General features: G+C 46.4%; 20 protein-coding genes and 1 riboswitch. Of the genes, 19 read left to right on the forward strand and 1 reads right to left on the reverse strand.

Annotation, left to right across the window (positions count from 1 at the left end; genetic code table 11):
- The first annotated feature begins 3 nt into the window (after positions 1-3).
- Genes spoIIAA through sigF form a run of 3 tightly spaced genes read left to right on the forward strand, consistent with a single transcriptional unit; the run spans position 4 to position 1579 of the window.
- A complete protein-coding gene (gene spoIIAA / locus A6049_RS16685) occupies positions 4-357 on the forward strand; it encodes an anti-sigma F factor antagonist (protein WP_036663380.1) in 354 nt (117 codons plus the stop codon).
- Positions 354-809, forward strand: a complete 456-nt coding sequence (gene spoIIAB / locus A6049_RS16690) for an anti-sigma F factor (protein ID WP_053784445.1) — start codon at positions 354-356, stop codon at positions 807-809. Before spoIIAA ends, spoIIAB begins: the two co-directional genes overlap by 4 nt.
- A gap of 14 nt (positions 810-823) precedes the next feature.
- Positions 824-1579, forward strand: a complete 756-nt coding sequence (gene sigF, locus A6049_RS16695; protein WP_024630954.1) for an RNA polymerase sporulation sigma factor SigF — start codon at positions 824-826, stop codon at positions 1577-1579.
- An 89-nt stretch (positions 1580-1668) separates the two neighbouring features.
- Here sigF and A6049_RS16700 read toward each other — a convergent pair whose 3' ends face one another.
- Positions 1669-2601 carry an EamA family transporter gene (locus tag A6049_RS16700; RefSeq protein WP_063565734.1) on the reverse strand — a complete coding sequence of 311 codons (933 nt, stop codon included), beginning with the start codon at positions 2599-2601 and terminating at the stop codon, positions 1669-1671.
- 109 nt (positions 2602-2710) lie between these two features.
- On the opposite strand from A6049_RS16700, the gene A6049_RS16705 reads away from it, so the two are divergent.
- From A6049_RS16705 to A6049_RS16780, 16 genes are all read left to right on the forward strand, one after another.
- On the forward strand, positions 2711-3622 hold the full coding sequence (locus A6049_RS16705; RefSeq protein WP_063565735.1) for an AraC family transcriptional regulator: 912 nt from the start codon (positions 2711-2713) through the stop codon (positions 3620-3622).
- Positions 3619-3840, forward strand: coding sequence for a hypothetical protein (locus A6049_RS16710; RefSeq protein ID WP_063565736.1), 222 nt, complete (start codon positions 3619-3621; stop codon positions 3838-3840). The genes A6049_RS16705 and A6049_RS16710 overlap by 4 nt, the downstream gene beginning before the upstream one ends.
- 542 nt (positions 3841-4382) lie before the next feature.
- Positions 4383-5039 (forward strand): stage V sporulation protein AA, encoded by a 657-nt coding sequence (locus tag A6049_RS16715; RefSeq protein WP_063565737.1) that lies wholly within the window; start codon positions 4383-4385, stop codon positions 5037-5039.
- Positions 5026-5448 carry a stage V sporulation protein AB gene (locus A6049_RS16720; protein WP_063565738.1) on the forward strand — a complete coding sequence of 141 codons (423 nt, stop codon included), beginning with the start codon at positions 5026-5028 and terminating at the stop codon, positions 5446-5448. Before A6049_RS16715 ends, A6049_RS16720 begins: the two co-directional genes overlap by 14 nt.
- An 86-nt stretch (positions 5449-5534) precedes the next feature.
- Positions 5535-7142 (forward strand): spore germination protein, encoded by a 1608-nt coding sequence (locus tag A6049_RS16725; protein ID WP_063565767.1) that lies wholly within the window; start codon positions 5535-5537, stop codon positions 7140-7142.
- Between the two features lie 104 nt (positions 7143-7246).
- Positions 7247-8578: a diaminopimelate decarboxylase gene (gene lysA / locus A6049_RS16730; protein ID WP_063565739.1), complete on the forward strand. Its 1332-nt coding sequence runs from the start codon at positions 7247-7249 to the stop codon at positions 8576-8578.
- 224 nt (positions 8579-8802) lie between these two features.
- Positions 8803-9234, forward strand: coding sequence for a peptidylprolyl isomerase (locus A6049_RS16735; protein WP_024630947.1), 432 nt, complete (start codon positions 8803-8805; stop codon positions 9232-9234).
- Positions 9235-9380: 146 nt separating this feature from the next.
- Positions 9381-9544: riboswitch (FMN riboswitch) on the forward strand.
- 359 nt (positions 9545-9903) lie between these two features.
- Positions 9904-11007: a bifunctional diaminohydroxyphosphoribosylaminopyrimidine deaminase/5-amino-6-(5-phosphoribosylamino)uracil reductase RibD gene (gene ribD / locus A6049_RS16740; RefSeq protein WP_063565740.1), complete on the forward strand. Its 1104-nt coding sequence runs from the start codon at positions 9904-9906 to the stop codon at positions 11005-11007.
- 40 nt (positions 11008-11047) lie between these two features.
- Entirely contained in the window at positions 11048-11716 is a 669-nt protein-coding gene (gene ribE / locus A6049_RS16745) for a riboflavin synthase (RefSeq protein ID WP_063565741.1), read from the forward strand.
- Between the two features lie 57 nt (positions 11717-11773).
- The gene (locus tag A6049_RS16750; RefSeq protein WP_063565742.1) at positions 11774-13012 is read left to right on the forward strand and encodes a bifunctional 3,4-dihydroxy-2-butanone-4-phosphate synthase/GTP cyclohydrolase II; all 1239 of its coding nucleotides are present in this window, start codon (positions 11774-11776) and stop codon (positions 13010-13012) included.
- Positions 13013-13098: 86 nt separating this feature from the next.
- Positions 13099-13566, forward strand: a complete 468-nt coding sequence (gene ribH, locus A6049_RS16755; protein WP_063565743.1) for a 6,7-dimethyl-8-ribityllumazine synthase — start codon at positions 13099-13101, stop codon at positions 13564-13566.
- Between the two features lie 102 nt (positions 13567-13668).
- Positions 13669-14469 (forward strand): segregation and condensation protein A, encoded by an 801-nt coding sequence (locus A6049_RS16760; RefSeq protein ID WP_063565744.1) that lies wholly within the window; start codon positions 13669-13671, stop codon positions 14467-14469.
- Entirely contained in the window at positions 14438-15100 is a 663-nt protein-coding gene (scpB, locus tag A6049_RS16765) for an SMC-Scp complex subunit ScpB (protein WP_063565745.1), read from the forward strand. The genes A6049_RS16760 and scpB overlap by 32 nt, the downstream gene beginning before the upstream one ends.
- 190 nt (positions 15101-15290) lie before the next feature.
- Positions 15291-16022 carry a DUF2953 domain-containing protein gene (locus tag A6049_RS16770; RefSeq protein ID WP_063565746.1) on the forward strand — a complete coding sequence of 244 codons (732 nt, stop codon included), beginning with the start codon at positions 15291-15293 and terminating at the stop codon, positions 16020-16022.
- Between the two features lie 283 nt (positions 16023-16305).
- Positions 16306-16800 carry a GerW family sporulation protein gene (ytfJ, locus tag A6049_RS16775; protein ID WP_063565747.1) on the forward strand — a complete coding sequence of 165 codons (495 nt, stop codon included), beginning with the start codon at positions 16306-16308 and terminating at the stop codon, positions 16798-16800.
- A 134-nt stretch (positions 16801-16934) separates the two neighbouring features.
- Positions 16935-17367 (forward strand): D-alanyl-D-alanine carboxypeptidase family protein (locus tag A6049_RS16780; RefSeq protein WP_205412022.1); only part of this gene is annotated, 433 nt, incomplete at its 3' end.

Here is a 17367-nt window from a genome sequence, read left to right on the forward strand (position 1 = left end):
AACGTGAACTTGCATGTGGAAATGGAACATCACCGCGGGATTCTGATTGTGCGATTATCCGGGGAGCTGGATCACCATACAGCTGACATGGTACGGATGCAGATGGATGAAGCTATCCAGCGCAGACAATGCGAGCATTTGGTACTTAGCCTGAAAGATCTGCAATTCATGGATAGTTCGGGTCTGGGTGTCATTTTGGGTAGATACAAGCTCATTAAGAATAAAGGCGGCAAGATGGTTGTCTGTGATGTCAATCCGCCAGTGTATCGTTTGCTGGAAATGTCAGGTTTGTTCAAGATTATGCCGATTTACGAAAATGAGGGAACTGCTCTCTCGGGTCTGGAGGTCGTCTCATGAATGAAGGAACGGGGACAAATTTCATGAATCTGCAATTCGCGGCCAAGTCGGAGAACGAATCGTTCGCACGGGTGACGGTTGCTGCCTTCATCTCCCAGCTTGATCCTACGATGGACGAGCTTAGCGATCTGAAGACGGTCATTTCGGAAGCCGTAACGAACAGCATCATCCACGGATACAACAACAATGCGGAAGGTGTCGTGTCCATTCAAGCCGAGATTCGGGATGACATGATTACCATCATTGTGGAAGACCGTGGTGAAGGCATCGAAGATCTTGAACTTGCCAAACAGCCGCTGTATACGTCCAAACCCGAACTTGAGCGCTCGGGCATGGGCTTCACCATTATGGAAAACTTCATGGATGAATTCGAAGTCAGCAGTGAGCCCGGCAGAGGCACCTCCATCAAGATGAAGAAAAGGATTGAATCCAAGAAAGCATTGTATAATTAGGGGTTGGTAGTCTTATGGATGCTGAAGTGAAACAGTCTTCACAGACCTATTTGGACGATGCCGAGGTCAAACGGCTGATTGCGCTCAGTCAGTCGGGTGACCATGTCGCACGGGATACGCTGGTGAACTGCAACATCAGACTCGTCTGGTCCGTCGTACAACGTTTTATGAACAGGGGATATGAGCCGGAAGATCTGTTCCAGATTGGTTGTATCGGGCTGCTCAAATCGGTGGATAAATTCGATCTCAGTTATGATGTGAAATTCTCCACCTATGCTGTCCCGATGATTATCGGAGAAATTCAGCGCTTCCTGCGGGATGACGGCACGCTTAAGGTCAGTCGTTCGCTCAAGGAAATGGCGAATAAAGTCCGCAAAAAAAGGGATGAACTCTCCAAACACCTCGACCGTCTTCCAACGATTAAGGAAGTAGCCGCGGAGTTGGGGGTAACCCCAGAGGAAGTTGTATTTGCTCAGGAAGCCAACAAACCGCCGACCTCCATACATGAGACGGTGTTTGAGAATGACGGCGATCCGATTACACTAATGGACCAGATTGCCGATGAGTCTCAGGAACGGTGGTTTGACAAACTTGCGCTAAACGAAGCGATTGGCGGTCTCAGCGAAAGGGAACGGCTGATTGTATACCTCCGGTATTACCGGGATCAGACCCAGTCCGAGGTCGCTAGCAGGCTGGGTATATCCCAGGTGCAGGTGTCACGACTGGAGAAAAAAATACTTCAATCCATCCGCGACCAGATCGCACAGTGATTTTGGATTGCTGACAACAATATGGGTGTTAAACCACCAATATACGACAACTAACAACCTTCTATCGCGCATTTAATATGCGAAGAAGGTTATTTGTCGTTGACCTGAATGGGTTTGGGGCGATTCGACTGCAACAATAATATCAATCCAATGATACATGCGGTCCCCAGCCATTGAAATATCCCGAAGGGTTCATGCAACCAGATAACAGTGGTGCCAACGGCAGCAAGCGGCTCCGCGCTTCCCATTAAACTCGTTTCTTTGGCTGACAGGCTTTTTAAACTTTCGATATAGAACCAGAATGCAATCATTGTCCCTAAAATAATGGTAAAGGCCAAATATCCGTAGGTTTCCAAACGCAAGCTAGCAAAGTCCATTTTCCACGGTGGGTGGATGAGACTCAGCGCAGCGCCTCCGATAATCATTGCCCAGCCTACCACAACAAGTGAATCAAACTTTTCAATCCGTTTCACGGCGTAGAGGGTATAGAAGGCAGCGGCAACTCCGGATAACAACCCCCACAATACTGCGGGTAAAGGCACAGACAATTGGGAGAGAGAACCATTGGTGAGCAGGAGAAAACACCCGCTCAGAGCCAGAATCGCTGATGCAACATCCTTTCTGCTTAGAGCAGCCTGTTTTCGCCAGATCATATAGACTATGATCATGACTGGTGATAGATATTGAAGTAGTGTCGCTACTGCGGAGTTGCCATGTTGAATAGACGCCATGTACGTATATTGAACAGCGAGCATCCCGAATAATCCGAAAATGATTAGCTGCAAGGCTGTTTTTTTCTGCTTCCACATATCGAAAATTTGCGAGCGCCTTGTTGTAAAGGATTGAACCGTCAGAAGCAGTATACCCGCAATCAGCAGTCGAACCGTTACAAACCAGTTGACTTCAATTCCGTATTGTTGAAACAGTTTTTGTGAAACTGTTCCGCCAATGCCCCAGCATATCGCACCTGTAAGAACGAAGAATAGGCCTGATTTTCTAGATCTTTGAATAGATATTTTCATGAATAGCGCCCTCACCTTAAATATAAGAATAGTGCTATATTAAAACGAAATAGGCTATAATAATATCAATATCGCACAGATAAATATCATTATATTGAGATGAGAGAATATGCTTAAGATAGAATTTGGAATTGATAAGAACGGGAGGGAACTGACGGAGCATCGTACAGTTATATTGCCTGTGGCGTGTTATGAAACCACAATTGCACGCAATGTTCACGGGCATATTCCTTTGCATTGGCATGATGAATTGCAGTTTGTCTTGGTTGTCCAGGGCGAAGCTCTTTTTTATGTGAATGATCAAAAGATCATTGTGCTCCAAGGCGACGGGCTGTTTATCAACAGTGGTTGCATGCACATGGCAGAGGAACGGGGTAAGCAGGATAATTGTATTTATCTTTGTCTAAATGTCTCTCCGCATTTTGTTGTGCCTTCCGAGTTATATTTGAAGTATGTTCATCCTTATATCTCAGCAACCAATTTACCTTATCTTCATATCAAAAGGGAAATTTCATGGGGAGTTCAAGTCCTCGACGCCATCCGGCATGTTAAAAAGGATTTGGATGAGCAGCCTCCATTTTACGAAATGAATGTGGCTGCAAGCCTTTTGACGATATGGAAACATCTGATTACAAGTGGATACGCGCTGGAATATGATCCATCCGAAATCATCAGAAGCAGGCGAATGAAGGATATGGTCGAATGGATTCACCTGCACTTCGCCGAACCAATCCAATTGGAGGACATTGCGAGGGCCGGTCAGTTAAGCCGCTCGGAAACATGTCGTTATTTCAAACAAATGTTGAAGACAACACCCATGCAGTATGTTATTGATTATCGAATTCAAAAAAGTGTGGAGTTGTTGCAACTCCAAGAACGTAGTATTACCGAGATTGCTTATGAAGTTGGTTTTAATAGCACGAGCTATTTTATCCATCAGTTTCGTAAAACCATGCAAATCACCCCGTTAAAGTTCAGAAGAGAAGTGGAGTTGAGAATTAAGGAGGGTATTGAACATTGAACAAAAAAATGAAAGTATTGTTATCCGTCCTGCTGATAATCACGGCTTTTGTTTTTGTTTATATGCGTTATTTCCACCCGTTCCCCAAAGATATTGAAGTAATCCAAATTACTCCTTCTTCAGATATAACCTCTTCACAGGAAGTCCTGACAACGATGCGTAAGGCTTTCACAAAGATACCTGATCAGACAATCCATAAGGTTTTCTCTTCTCAATAAGTCGCTATATTAGCGGCTTTTTTTGTTTTTGTGCATTAGTCATAAAGAAAAGTAATAGAGAAAAAGCTGTAATTAAGCCAGCTATTAAATCTCCTACTACCGCCTCCCTGCACATTTATTGCAGGCCTTTGAAAAAAAGGGACCCGTGCAGCGGAGGGATGGAATCGGACAAAGGAGCGAAGCGTGAGGGCTCGTCTAAGGATACACACAAGCAACGTAGGCGGCAGATTAGACCTGAAGAAGCGAAGCGTTCGCCTAAAAGCTTTCTGAAAGAAAGCTACTTCGAAAGCATACACTGTCTCCAAATTTCTAACATTTAGAAATAAATCAAAAGAATTTGGAGACAACAGCGATCGGAAGGTTGGTCTGCAGCTGGAGTGCCTGCGTGTAGTTCCCTTACTAACCTGAGAGCAACAGCGACCGATGGCCGATCCATCCCGAAGCGCCCGCAGGGTCCACACAACCTTTTTCCAACCAAAATGTAATAAATTTGCACATTCTTCAAATACTAACCTAAATTACGCAGTAAAGGAGTGTTCCGGATGTCCCTGACACCCACTCCAACGGTCTATGTTCGTTTGCGCAGCCGTATTCGCATCCAAAGAGGCCGAAGTGTCAAGCTTGGAGATGTAGCTCACTTGCTCACCTCTCCCGAAGAACAGGAAGGAAGGCTGCTTGAGCTTGAATTGCTGCGCCCCGGACCGGAGGACGGCAATCTGATCCTCATTGATATATTGCAGATCATCCCCGAGATCCGTCGAACCTTGCCAGATGTCACCGTTGAATTAATCGGATCGGGTCATACGCTTGTTGAGGTGGTTGTAGGAAGTGGCAAGCCTTCCAAATCTCTGTTCATCCTGGTGTGGCTGCTGCTTTTCTTTGGATCAGCATTGACCATTATGAATTTTCATGCGGACGTAAACATGCAGGAAGTCCAAATTCGAATTGTAGAGATGATTACGGGCCACCGGGATGAGCATCCGTATCTGTTTCAGGTGGCGTATTCTCTCGGGATCGGGTTTGGTATGGCTGTGTTTTTCAATCATTTATTCAAGAAAAAGTGGAATGAAGAACCTACCCCTTTGGAAGTGGAAATGTTCCTATATCAGCAAAATGTAGACAAGTATGTAGTGATTGAAGAAACCGAACGTATGCATGAAGAGGAACGCAGGGAGATGAATGCGGATGAGCGTTCTTAACGGAGCAATCAGCATTGTGCTGGGCATTGCGGGGGGAATCGCTGTAGGAAGCGGTGTGATTGCGCTTATTCTCGTGCTTGATATGATCCCAAGACTAGCTCAACTTACGCGAACCTATGACAAAACCCATTGGTATGAAGGGGCCTTGATCGGAGGTTCGCTGCTCGGTACTGTTGCGGATTTTTGGCACTGGAAGGTACACGGAGCGCTGTTGCTGAGCCCGATCATCGGACTGTTTTGTGGTGTGTTCATCGGTCTGCTTGCTGCGGCACTGACTGAGGTGCTGAATGTACTGCCAGTGCTGGCAAAACGACTGGGCATGAAATCGTATTTGTTTGGATTGTTGCTTGCTATGATTTTGGGGAAGATGACGGGCTCCCTGTTTGACTTTTTTGTATACCAGCGTTAAAACGTTAGGCCTAAGGAGGATGGGAAATGGACGTAAGATCGGACAACGACGGGCATGAATCCAGCGAAGCAACATCCGAAGAGAAGATGCATAAATCTCCTTATGAGATTCAGGAGGAAGAAGAAAAGAAGGCTTACGAAAAGAAGAAGCAAAATGAAATGTCTGACAGTATCGAGGAATCGGTAGAATATTGGCAGGAAAACGACGATATATCCCCTCGCATGAGTGATAACAAATATACGCTTCAGCAAGTGTTGGGACTTGGAGAGTCCTTTGATGTGAATATGAGGGAAATGGTCTTGGGTGGCAAACATGTTGGATTGTTGCTGCTGACTGGGTTTGCAAAGGATGAGATTCTGCTTGAAGTGTTAAAAAGGCTAACCTATCTTACACCGGAGCAAGTGTCCGGACATGCGCTGAAGTCGTATTTCGAATGTTACATTCCTCATATTCAAGTTGAGCGAGTGGAGAAAATGAGCGCCGTCATCAACAAGGTCCTCACTGGCATGAGTGCCATGTTTGTCGAAGGGGATCGTTCCGTTATTATTATGGATACCCGCAGCTATCCGGTACGTTCCCCAGAGGAACCTTCGCTGGAGAGAGTGGTGCGGGGTTCAAGAGACGGATTCACGGAGACACTTCTGACCAACGTGGCGTTAGTGCGCCGAAGAATACGGGACCCAGGATTAAAATTTGAAATTATGCAGGTTGGACGCAGATCGCAAACGGATGTCTGTGTTGTATATATTGACGATATCGTGGACAAGGTTCAGGTGGATTCCGTTCGTGAAAAAATCAAACGAGTAAATATCGACGGCATCCCTGCTGCCGATAAACAGCTTGAAGAAGCGATTATTAACAAGGGTTGGCACCCGTATCCGTTGGTTCGTTATTCGGAACGACCGGATGTGACAGCTTCCCATCTGATGGACGGAAGGGTTGTTGTTTTTGTAGATACTTCACCCAGTGTGATGATTCTGCCCACGACCTTTTTTGACCTGTGTGAGCATGCGGAAGAGAACAGACAGACCGCCTTTATGGGAACCTATCTGCGCTGGGTACGATTTGGGGGTATTCTGATTTCGCTTTTCCTGTTGCCGCTATGGCTGTTGATGGTTATTGACCCTGCCATTAAGCCAGCAGGAATGGAGTTCATCGGTCCTCATGAAAATGCCCAGCTCCCGCTGATTCTGCAGTTCCTGCTTATTGAATTCGGAGTGGATTTATTACGGATGGCAGCAGTCCATACCCCGACGCCACTCGCTTCGGCCATGGGTTTGATTGCGGCAATTTTAGTCGGGGATATCGCCGTAAAAACAGGATATTTTGTCAATGAAGTGGTACTTTACATGGCGATTGCCGCGATTGGTATGTTTGCAACACCCAGTTATGAGCTTGGTTTGGCTAATCGATTGGTCAGATTGTTTTTGCTCGTTGCTGTGGCGATATTCAAGGTTCCCGGATTCGTTGTCGGGACGACGTTCATTATCGTGGCGCTCACTTTGCATCGCTCCTACAACTCTTCTTATCTCTGGCCGTTCATACCGTTTAATGCAAAGGCTTTGGGTAACTTTTTGTTCCGTTTGCCGCTGTTGGAAAATAAAAAACGTCCTTCGATCAACAAAACGCGTGACAATACCAAAATGGACAGTGATCCAGACGGGGAACTGCAAAAAAGTAAAAAACACAAATGATCTGCCGAAAAATCCATTCTTCTCATTTTCTAATTTGATATACTGGTGTAAAATCATTGGAATAACAGCTGTTCCAGTATATAAAAAAGTGAGGAATGCAGATTATGTATTTACATGGTACAAGTAAAATAAATGCACAGGGACATCTGGAAATTGGTGGAGTCGATACAACCGACTTGAAAGAACAATTTGGAACTCCCCTGTATGTTGTGGACGAGCAATTGGTTCGTGAGCGCTGCAGAGAGTATATGGAAGCGTTCCGTGCTTCAGGCCTGGGTTTCCAGGTTGCTTATGCAAGTAAAGCATTCTGCGTAATGGCGATGTGTGCCCTTGCTGCGGAAGAAGGACTTTCCTTGGATGTTGTATCCGACGGTGAATTGTTCACGGCACTTCAAGCCGGTTTCCCGGCAGAACGCATTCATTTCCACGGTAACAACAAAACGCTGGAAGAGATCGAAATGGCGCTTGATGCAGAGATTGGCTGCTTCGTTGTGGATAACTTCAATGAACTGCACTTGCTGCAAGCTGTAGCCGCAGACAAAAATCGCAAAGTTAACATTTTGCTTCGTGTGACGCCTGGTGTTGAAGCGCATACGCATGAATATATCTCGACAGGACAAACGGATTCCAAATTTGGATTCGATATCGGGAACGGAACGGCATTTGAAGCCATTGAATTGGCTTCCAAGCAGTCAAATCTGGTATTGCTCGGTGTGCATTCACACATCGGATCCCAAATTTTCGAAGTTGAAGGCTTCCAAATGGCAGTTCAACGCGTTGCTGAGTTTGCAGCAGATGTGTATGAGCGTCTTAACGTGGCATTCAAAGTGGTTAATCTGGGCGGTGGCTTCGGTATCCGCTATATCGATGGAGATACACCGCTTGAAGTTTCTCAATACGTGAAAGCCATCACGGATGCGGTGAAAAATCATTTTGCTCAAATCGGCTATGCCGTGCCTGAGATCTGGGTTGAACCAGGCCGCAGCATCGTAGGTGAAGCGGGAACTACGCTCTACACTGTTGGAACAAGCAAAGATATTCCAGGAGTTCGTAAATACGTAGCTGTTGATGGTGGAATGACAGACAATCCACGTCCGGCGCTGTATGAGTCCAAATATGAGGCTGTATTGGCAAACCGTGCAAATGAGGCTGCTCAGGAAACGGTATCTGTTGCTGGTAAATGTTGTGAGAGCGGCGATATGCTGATCTGGGATCTGGACCTGCCTAAAGTGCAAAGCGGCGATCTACTCGCAGTAGCTTGCACAGGCGCATACAACTACTCGATGGCAAGCAATTACAACCGGATTCGTCGTCCGGCAGTTGTGTTTGTCAAAGACGGTCAAGGGGATGTAGTGGTACGCCGTGAGACGTATCAGGACATCATCCAGAATGATCTCGTACCTGAGCGTATTGCAAAACAGCCAGTTACCCGTTAATTTAAGGACATCTAGCTGAGCACTATTATGAAGAAGACAAAAAAGGGCACTCCTTTTTTGTCTTCTTTTGCATGTTTAGGGCCGGATTTTGAAAAAAATCTTGCTGATTATTTTGCGATCAATCCATTTTCGGTGTACACTAAGAAAAGTGCTATAAAGCTTGGCCCAGGGTCATGCGTTCTGGCACCATTAACGATGGTCAATACGAAAGGAGTCATTTACATATGGCGAAACAAGCGAAAATCAAAATGGCAAACGGCGGAGAAGTTGTAATCGATTTGTTCGATCAAGAAGCTCCAAACACAGTAGCAAACTTTGAGAAACTGGCTAACTCCGGTTTCTACAACGGTCTTGTATTCCACCGTGTTATTCCGGGCTTTGTAGCTCAAGGTGGATGCCCTAACGGTTCCGGTGCAGGCGGCCCAGGTTACACAATTAACTGTGAAATCAACCCGAACAAACATGAGCGTGGAACTTTGGCTATGGCTCATGCAGGCCGTAACACAGGGGGAAGCCAGTTCTACATCTGCTACCAACCGCAACCACATTTGGATGGACAACATACTGTATTTGGTAAAGTAACCAAAGGTATGGAATTCGTGGACGCTTTCGAAGGTCGCGACAAAATGGAAACAGTTGAAGTAGTAGAAGCTTAATCAATAAACGTATGTAAACCGTTTCGCAATTAGCGAAGCGGTTTTTGTTTACACTTAAGCTTATTAAAAGTTAGTATGTGACAAAAAGGAACAAAAAACAATTGATTTTTTGACGTTAAAGTGCTAACATCCAATTAATAACGCAACGAATCCTTCAGGGCAGGGTGTAATTCCCTACCGGCGGTGATGCAGTATGTGAGGATATCTATCCAGCATTGATGCAAAGTCCGTGACCCGTCTGCCTGTGGCAGATGGCTGATCTGGTGTAATTCCAGAACCGACAGTATAGTCTGGATGGGAGAAGGAGAGGGTGCAGTCCTTAGGGGCCGCATTCCGCAGGAGTGTTGCTGTACAGTTTTTGACGAATTCATTTCCTGTGCAGGGAGAAATCCGGTTACTTCCGGAAATCTTCATACATATGCCACATCATAGAAGCTCTTTACCTGTAATTGAAGTTCATTAAGGTATGTGTCTGCTTTCACTTGCCTGAAATGAAGTTTTGGGCGATGTGTTGTTGGCAATGTATCAATAGTACTGCTGGTGACACATGTCTCTCATCATCCCCATCGAACGGTTTGTTCGACGGGGATTTTTTATTGGATATGGAACATGCCTCTCTGTTGGAAGGGAGGTCTATAACTTAAGATTTTAACCGTGGGGTGAACGGACTTGGAAATGATTAATGATGAATTTTATATGGCGCTAGCACTGGATATGGCAGAACGGGCACAAGGACAGACCGGAATCAATCCGGTAGTCGGTTGTGTCGTGGTAAAAGAAGGACGTATCGTGGGCCTCGGAAGTCATCTCAAACGGGGAACGGGTCATGCAGAGGTTCATGCACTGAACATGGCGGGTAGTGATGCTGAAGGCAGTACAGTGTACGTTACGCTCGAACCCTGTAGCCATTATGGCAAGACTCCACCATGCAGTGAACGTCTCATTCATGAGAAAGTGAAACGTGTCGTTGTATGCTGCGAAGATCCGAATCCGCAAGTATCCGGCAGAGGAATCAGCATGCTGCGTCAACAAGGGATCGAAGTTGAAGTTGGAGTGCTGCGTGAGCGCGGAAGACGGATGAACGAGAAATTTATCAAATACATTACAACAGGTCTCCCCTTTGTAACTTTGAAGACGGCCTCTACACTGGATGGCAAAATTGCTACGCGTAGCGGTGACAGCAAATGGATCTCTAACGAGTCAGCTCGCGAGATTGTACACGCTCTTCGCCATCGCCATCAAGGAATTATGGTTGGTGTGGAAACGGTCATTGCAGACAATCCCGAACTCACGACTCGCTTGCAAGTGGAAGGGATCAGCCCGGTACGAATCGTGGTCGATTCCAAGCTACGTCTGCCTGTAGGCGCCAAAATGGTCAAGGATGGCCTTGCACCTACCTGGGTGCTTACAACAGATGAGGCGAGCCCTGAAGCGGCAGAGCGGCTGGAAGCCTATGGGGTGGAGATTATACGTTGTGGTCCAGGACCACGTGTTGATCTACTGAGTGCACTCAGCAAGCTCGGTGAGCGTGAGATTGGTTCAATTCTGCTTGAAGGCGGTGGAACATTGAATGGGTCCATGCTGGAAGCGCGGTTGGTAGATCGACTGCTCATGTTCATTGCTCCGAAAATTGTCGGAGGATACGAAACACCAGGCAGTTTCCGCTTTGAGGGTGTAGAGCGCATGAGTCAGGCGATTCAATTACATCAGCTGGAAATTGAGCAAGTTGGAGATAATATCAGCATTGGCGGAATTCCGGTTTGGCCTGAATAAATGAATTAACGATAATGAAATAAATAAAGGAGGCGGTAGCATGTTTACCGGTTTGGTGGAAGAAGTCGGTCAGATCCGGCGGATAGGTCGGAAAGGCGAAGCGATGGTCCTGAATATCGGAGCTTCCGCCATCATGAACGACTTAAAGATTGGCGATAGTGTAGCTGTAAACGGGGTATGCTTAACTGCGACAACCCTGGAGGGTGGCGGATTTACTGCCGATGTGATGCCCGAGACATATCGACATACCAATCTTAGTCAATTGCAATCCGGCAGCAAAGTTAATCTGGAGCGAGCCATGCTGTCAGGTGGACGTTTTGGCGGGCATATCGTTCAGGGCCATGTCGATGGCACTGGGGTCATTGGCAGCATTACACGTGACCAGAATGCAATTGTTTTCGAGATCAAACCTGACGATATGCAGCTGTTCAAATATCTGATACCCAAAGGGTCTGTAACCCTGGACGGAATTAGTCTGACCGTTGTGCATACTTCACAGACCGCATTCACTGTATCCATTATTCCACATACCATTGGTGAGACCGTATTAAATGTGAAAAAGACGGGAGATACCATCAATATTGAGTGTGATATTTTGGGCAAATATGTGGATCATCTGCTGCACTATGGTAAGGGACATCAGGAGACCGGTGCGGGCAAGCCGCGAAGTATCAGTGAGGATTTCCTGGCTAATCACGGCTTTGCTTAACAAATCGTAATTGATAAACTACAAATATAAATTGAAATGGAAACTGGAGGGGGACCTATGTTAGAGAAATCCATTCTGAATTCTATTGAGGAAGCCATCTACGATCTCATGCAGGGTAAACCGGTTATTGAGATGGATGATGAGGATCGGGAGAATGAAGGCGACTTTATCGCTTTGGCGGAAAAGGCTACACCTGAAGTGATCAATTTCATGATTACCGAAGGCAGGGGTCTGGTGTGTGTTCCCATTACGCAGCAACGTGCCGATGAACTCAACCTAAAGCCTATGGTTCAGCAAAATACGGACTTTCATGGGACGGCTTTCACCGTCTCTGTAGATCATAAAGATACCACAACGGGCATCTCGGCTCATGAACGCTCCATTACAGTCAAGGGTCTAATCGATCCCGAAGCGAAAAGCGGAGATTTCCGCAAGCCGGGGCATATGTTCCCACTCATCGCCAAAGATGGCGGTGTGCTAAGACGCGCGGGACATACGGAAGCAGCCGTAGACCTCGCTATTATGTGCGGTTCTTATCCGGCAGGTGTAATCTGTGAAGTGATTAAGGAAGATGGCACGATGGCCAGACTTCCGGATCTGCAGGAGATTGCCCGCAAGCATGATCTGAAGCTGATTAGCATTCAGGACATGATTCGGTACCGGAATGAGAAGGAACAGTTGGTTAAACGCGAAGTAGCTGTACGTATGCCAACAGACTTTGGTGAATTCCAGGCGGTGGCATACACAAATGCAGTGGACAACAAGGAGCATGTCGCTTTGGTTAAAGGCGAAATTGACGGATCGAAGCCTGTATTGGTCCGCGTACACTCCGAATGTCTCACAGGGGATGTATTCCATTCTCATCGATGCGATTGTGGTCCACAATTCGATGCAGCATTGAAACAGATCCATGACGAAGGCAACGGCGTCCTGCTCTATATGAGACAGGAAGGACGAGGCATTGGACTGATCAACAAGCTCAAAGCCTACAAACTGCAAGAGGAAGGTCTGGACACCGTGGATGCCAATCTGAAGCTTGGGTTTGCTGCCGATCTTCGAGATTACGGCATTGGTGCCCAAATTCTCAAAGATCTAGGGGTTCGTCAAATTCGGTTGTTAACCAACAATCCACGCAAAATTAAAGGACTTGAAGGGTACGGACTTGAAGTGGTGGAACGTGTTGCCATTCAGATGGAAGAGAACGAGGACAATACGGTCTACTTGCACACGAAGCAGGCGAAGCTCGGCCATATGCTAAAGTTCGACGATATCGAGCAGAATGAAGAAAAAAACTGAGTAGTTTTTCTGAGGTTAAACAGGGTGAACTAGTTTCCAAAGATCAGCTGCGTACATCATATAATACAATTAGGGAGATGACTTGAATGCCACACTTTTTTGAAGGACATTTGGTATCAGAAGGATTAAAATATGGAGTGGTTGTAGGACGTTTTAACGAGTTCATTACAAGCAAATTGCTCAGTGGAGCACTGGATGCGTTCAAACGTCATGGTGTACAAGATGATGAAGTGGATGTAGCGTGGGTTCCAGGAGCGTTTGAAATCCCGTTGATTGCCCAAAAAATGGCTGAAAGTGGAAAATATGATGCTGTCATTACGCTGGGGACGGTTATCCGTGGTTCAACAACACATTATGATTATGTGTGCAATGAGATGGCTAAGGGTGTAGCCGCAATTAACCTGAAAACAGGCGTACCTACAATCTTCGGCTTGGTTACAACAGAGAATATTGAACAGGCCATTGAGCGTGCTGGAACAAAGGCAGGAAACAAAGGCTGGGATTCAGCTACTGCCGCTATTGAAATGGCGAACTTGACGAAACAGCTAAAATAGTGCTTATTTAATATAGTGCCCTGCTCAGCGCAGACGAAAACGGGAGACCGGATTCGGCGGCTTAGCGGGGGTTTTTATTTTTCTGGCGGGAGGATTCGTCTAGTGACGGTAGTTACATACAAACTGGAGACTTTTGAAGGGCCTTTGGATCTGCTGCTTCATCTGATCGATAAGGCAGAGATTCATATCCAGGATATTCCCATCAGCGATATTACCGATCAATATATGGCGTATCTGCATTCGATGCAGGAGCTGGAGCTGGATATTACGAGTGAATTTCTGGTAATGGCGGCAACACTTCTGTCGATCAAGAGCAAGTTATTACTGCCCAAACCACCGGTAATCGAGGACTTTGAGGATTATGCATATATGGAAGATGAAGATTATGATCCACGTGCAGAACTGATTGCGCGTCTGATTGAATATCGCAAATACAAGGGAATTGCGCGTCACTTGCACGAACGGGAGTGGGAACGCAGCCTTATTTTCTCCAAAGAGCCCGAGGATTTGCGGCCGTATATGCCTGTAGAAGCACAATCGAATCCGGTCGAGGGTTTGCATACCTCGGATCTGATTGCGGCTTTCCAGAAGGCGCTGCGCAAGGCGGAGAAGCGGACAACTGTAACTCGGATCCATCGGGATGAAATCTCGGTTAAGGATCGTATTCGCGATGTCATCGGTGCGTTGGAAAGTATGGGACCGGGAGGCAGGCTGTTATTCTCCAAGTTGCTGGATAACCAAATTTATCGGCACGAGATTGTCGTAACTTTTCTGGCGGTGCTGGAACTGATGAAGATGAAGCAGATCGTCTGTTATCAGGAGCGGATGTTTGAGGATATCGTTATGGAGTGGAGAGGGGAAACAAAGAATCATGGATTTTCCGAAATTGAAATCGATTATTGAAGGCCTGCTGTTTTTGTCCGGAGAAGAAGGTCTGAGCATCAAACAAATCGCCGAAATCGTAGATCAGCGAACCGAACTGGTGTCGGATGCGATTGAGGAAATGATCGCTGAATTTGCCAAGCAGGGACGAGGCGTACAAATTCTTAAAATTGCAGGGGTAGTCCAACTGGGTACCTTGCCGGAACATGCGGCCTATTTTGAGAAATTGGCTTATTCACCTGCACGTACCTCTTTATCCCAGGCGGCGTTGGAGACGCTCGCTATTGTGGCGTACCGTCAGCCTATCACACGGGTAGAGATTGAGGAGATACGTGGGGTGAAATCTGAACGTGCCATTCATACACTTGTGAACAAGGATCTCATTCAGGAAGTGGGACGGGCTGAGGCCATTGGACGCCCAATTCTATATGGCACTACCAAGTCTTTCCTGGATTACTTTGGTTTGGCTTCGCTCAAAGATCTGCCGGAGCCAGGGTTGTTTGAAGATTCCGAGAACCTGGAGGAAGAAACACAGCTGCTTTTTGAAAAATTGGATGTGCAGCATGTGGACCTGGACCTGGATAGTGCAAATCTCGAGAATGATGCAAATGCAAACGATATTAATAACGAAGATGATCCTTCGAACTCATAACTTTGCAGTCTGGATCGATCCAAAACCGGTTGCCCTTTCGGGGTGCCGGTTTTTTTGGCGTGGTATGTGGAATGGAGTGCAAGGTAGTCGTTCAAAGATTAAATGGAATTTTCAGGTCAGACGTGAATTTTTTCCTATATAGAGTGTCATACTAGACGAGAAAAGAATTGAGGGCTTGGAGGTAAGGCCTGTGTGGATTTGGCTTGGAGGAATCGGCTTGTTGATCGCACTGCTTCTTGTCGCAGTCCTCATCTCGTATGTTCATGTGCATTTTACATTCAGGAAACACAATCATGATGATTATGCCAAGATTACGGTTCGTCTGTTATATGGCATTGTGCGTATTAACTATGAAATTCCTAGTATTGTCTTTCGTAATATGAAGGAAGGTTTTCTGGTGAAGACGGAGCAGCGAATGAATCATTCGAGGGGAGAAGCCCAGAGCAGCGAGCGTGTTAACAAACGTAAAGTCAAAAAATGGGCTAAGGATGTAAAAATCATGCTCAGGGCAACGGAAGCATTAAAGCTCTGGATCAAGCAAACACTCACTCGTGTACATATGACTCATTTGTCCTGGTCCACTCGCATTGGCGTCGGCGACGCAGCATATACGGCTGTTCTCATCGGTTGGGTGTGGAGTATCAAGTCGATCATCATTGGATACCTCTCTTATCAAATCCGTTTTGAACAAACGCCAAAGTTACAAGTTGTGCCGGTGTGGGAAGACGAGATGGAGTTCCAAACCGAGCTGGATTGGAAACTAAAGATCCGGATTTCAGCAGTCATGATCGCAGGACTTACGCTCTTAACCCGAGTGCTTCAAGTAGAGGGAGGATGGCGGATGTGGTTCAAACTCTTACAAGAACAACGGCGCAGACGCAAGCTGAAGCTGAAGAAACAACACAGTAAATCGCAAATTTAATTGTATGTACTGTTCCTGTGTTATACGCCTTTCATTTAAAATGATTGCGGGGTGGCGGGGGTGGAACTATGCGTCTTGGCTGGGTCTACTCGGTAGTTAAGAAGAAACCGAGTATGAGAAAATTTCCTATAGTTTGCTTGCAACTGCCGGATTTTATTTTGCCCAGTCAGCGGTTTGTAGTATTGAGGTTTAGTTAAATGGCTGGCTTACATAAGTCCCTTCAAGTTTGGGGATGATATGGTTAGATCAAACCTAGCTTAAATTGAAACTGGAGGGAATTGAAATGTCAGATCATCCAATTCAAGGCTTAATGGAAACCGCAATGGAAAATATCAAGGCCATGGTGGATGTCAATACAATCGTGGGCGATGCGGTCGAAACACCTGATGGTACCGTAATTTTGCCGATCAGTAAAGTGGGATTTGGATTCGCTGCGGGTGGCAGTGATTTTCATGTAAATGATGGAAACAGCAAAGGTGGAAGCGGCGGGAGCAGCGGAAGTAGTACCACTGAACATGCCAGCTCCGCATCGGTTGCCTCACCATTTGGAGGCGGAAGCGGGGGGGGCGTATCCATTCGTCCTATCGCGTTCCTGGTAGTTGGCAAACAGGGCGTACACATCGTGCCGCTTGACAACTCAACGCATCTGTTCGAGAAATTGATCGATTCCACACCGTATGTGATGGATAGAATCCAGGACATGTTCCGCAATCGTAATACAGCACAACCGGCAGAGTCCGGCATTCCTGTCACACCTGATCCTTCTACGTACAGCTAAATAATGATTCGGTTAAGATCCCTTCCGCAGCATGTGCGAGAGGGATTTTTGCTGTTTTCTAACACTGGGACATACTTCGGGTTGTCCAGACATAAGCTAGTACAAGATTCCAAGTGACCCGGAGGAATGAATCGATGCGAAAATTAATGAAATTTATGGCATGTATGCTTGTACCTTTGTTTCTGTTTCCCTCATTTGGGCTTGCTGAAGCCCAGGGAACTATCCCCGGCCCCTCAAACCATGCGCAAAGCGCTGCTCTCATTGATGTGACGTCGGGCCGAATATTGTACAGCAAAGATGGGGATAAGGAACTGAGGATTGCCAGCTTGACCAAAATCATGACGGCAATTGTTGCGATTGAACACGGTAAACTGGATGACAAAGTAAAGGTAACTTCTTCGGCTTTTGCCAAAGAAGGGTCGTCCATCTATCTCAAGCTGGGTGAAGAAATGACACTTGAAAACATGCTATATGGGCTGATGCTGCGATCAGGCAACGATGCGGCCTCGGCGATTGCTGAACATGTCGGTGGATCTGAAGAAGGCTTTGTCCTGTTAATGAACAAAA

Origin of the sequence: Paenibacillus sp. O199 (assembly GCF_001636635.1) — a bacterium.
Lineage (GTDB): Bacteria > Bacillota > Bacilli > Paenibacillales > Paenibacillaceae > Paenibacillus > Paenibacillus marchantiae.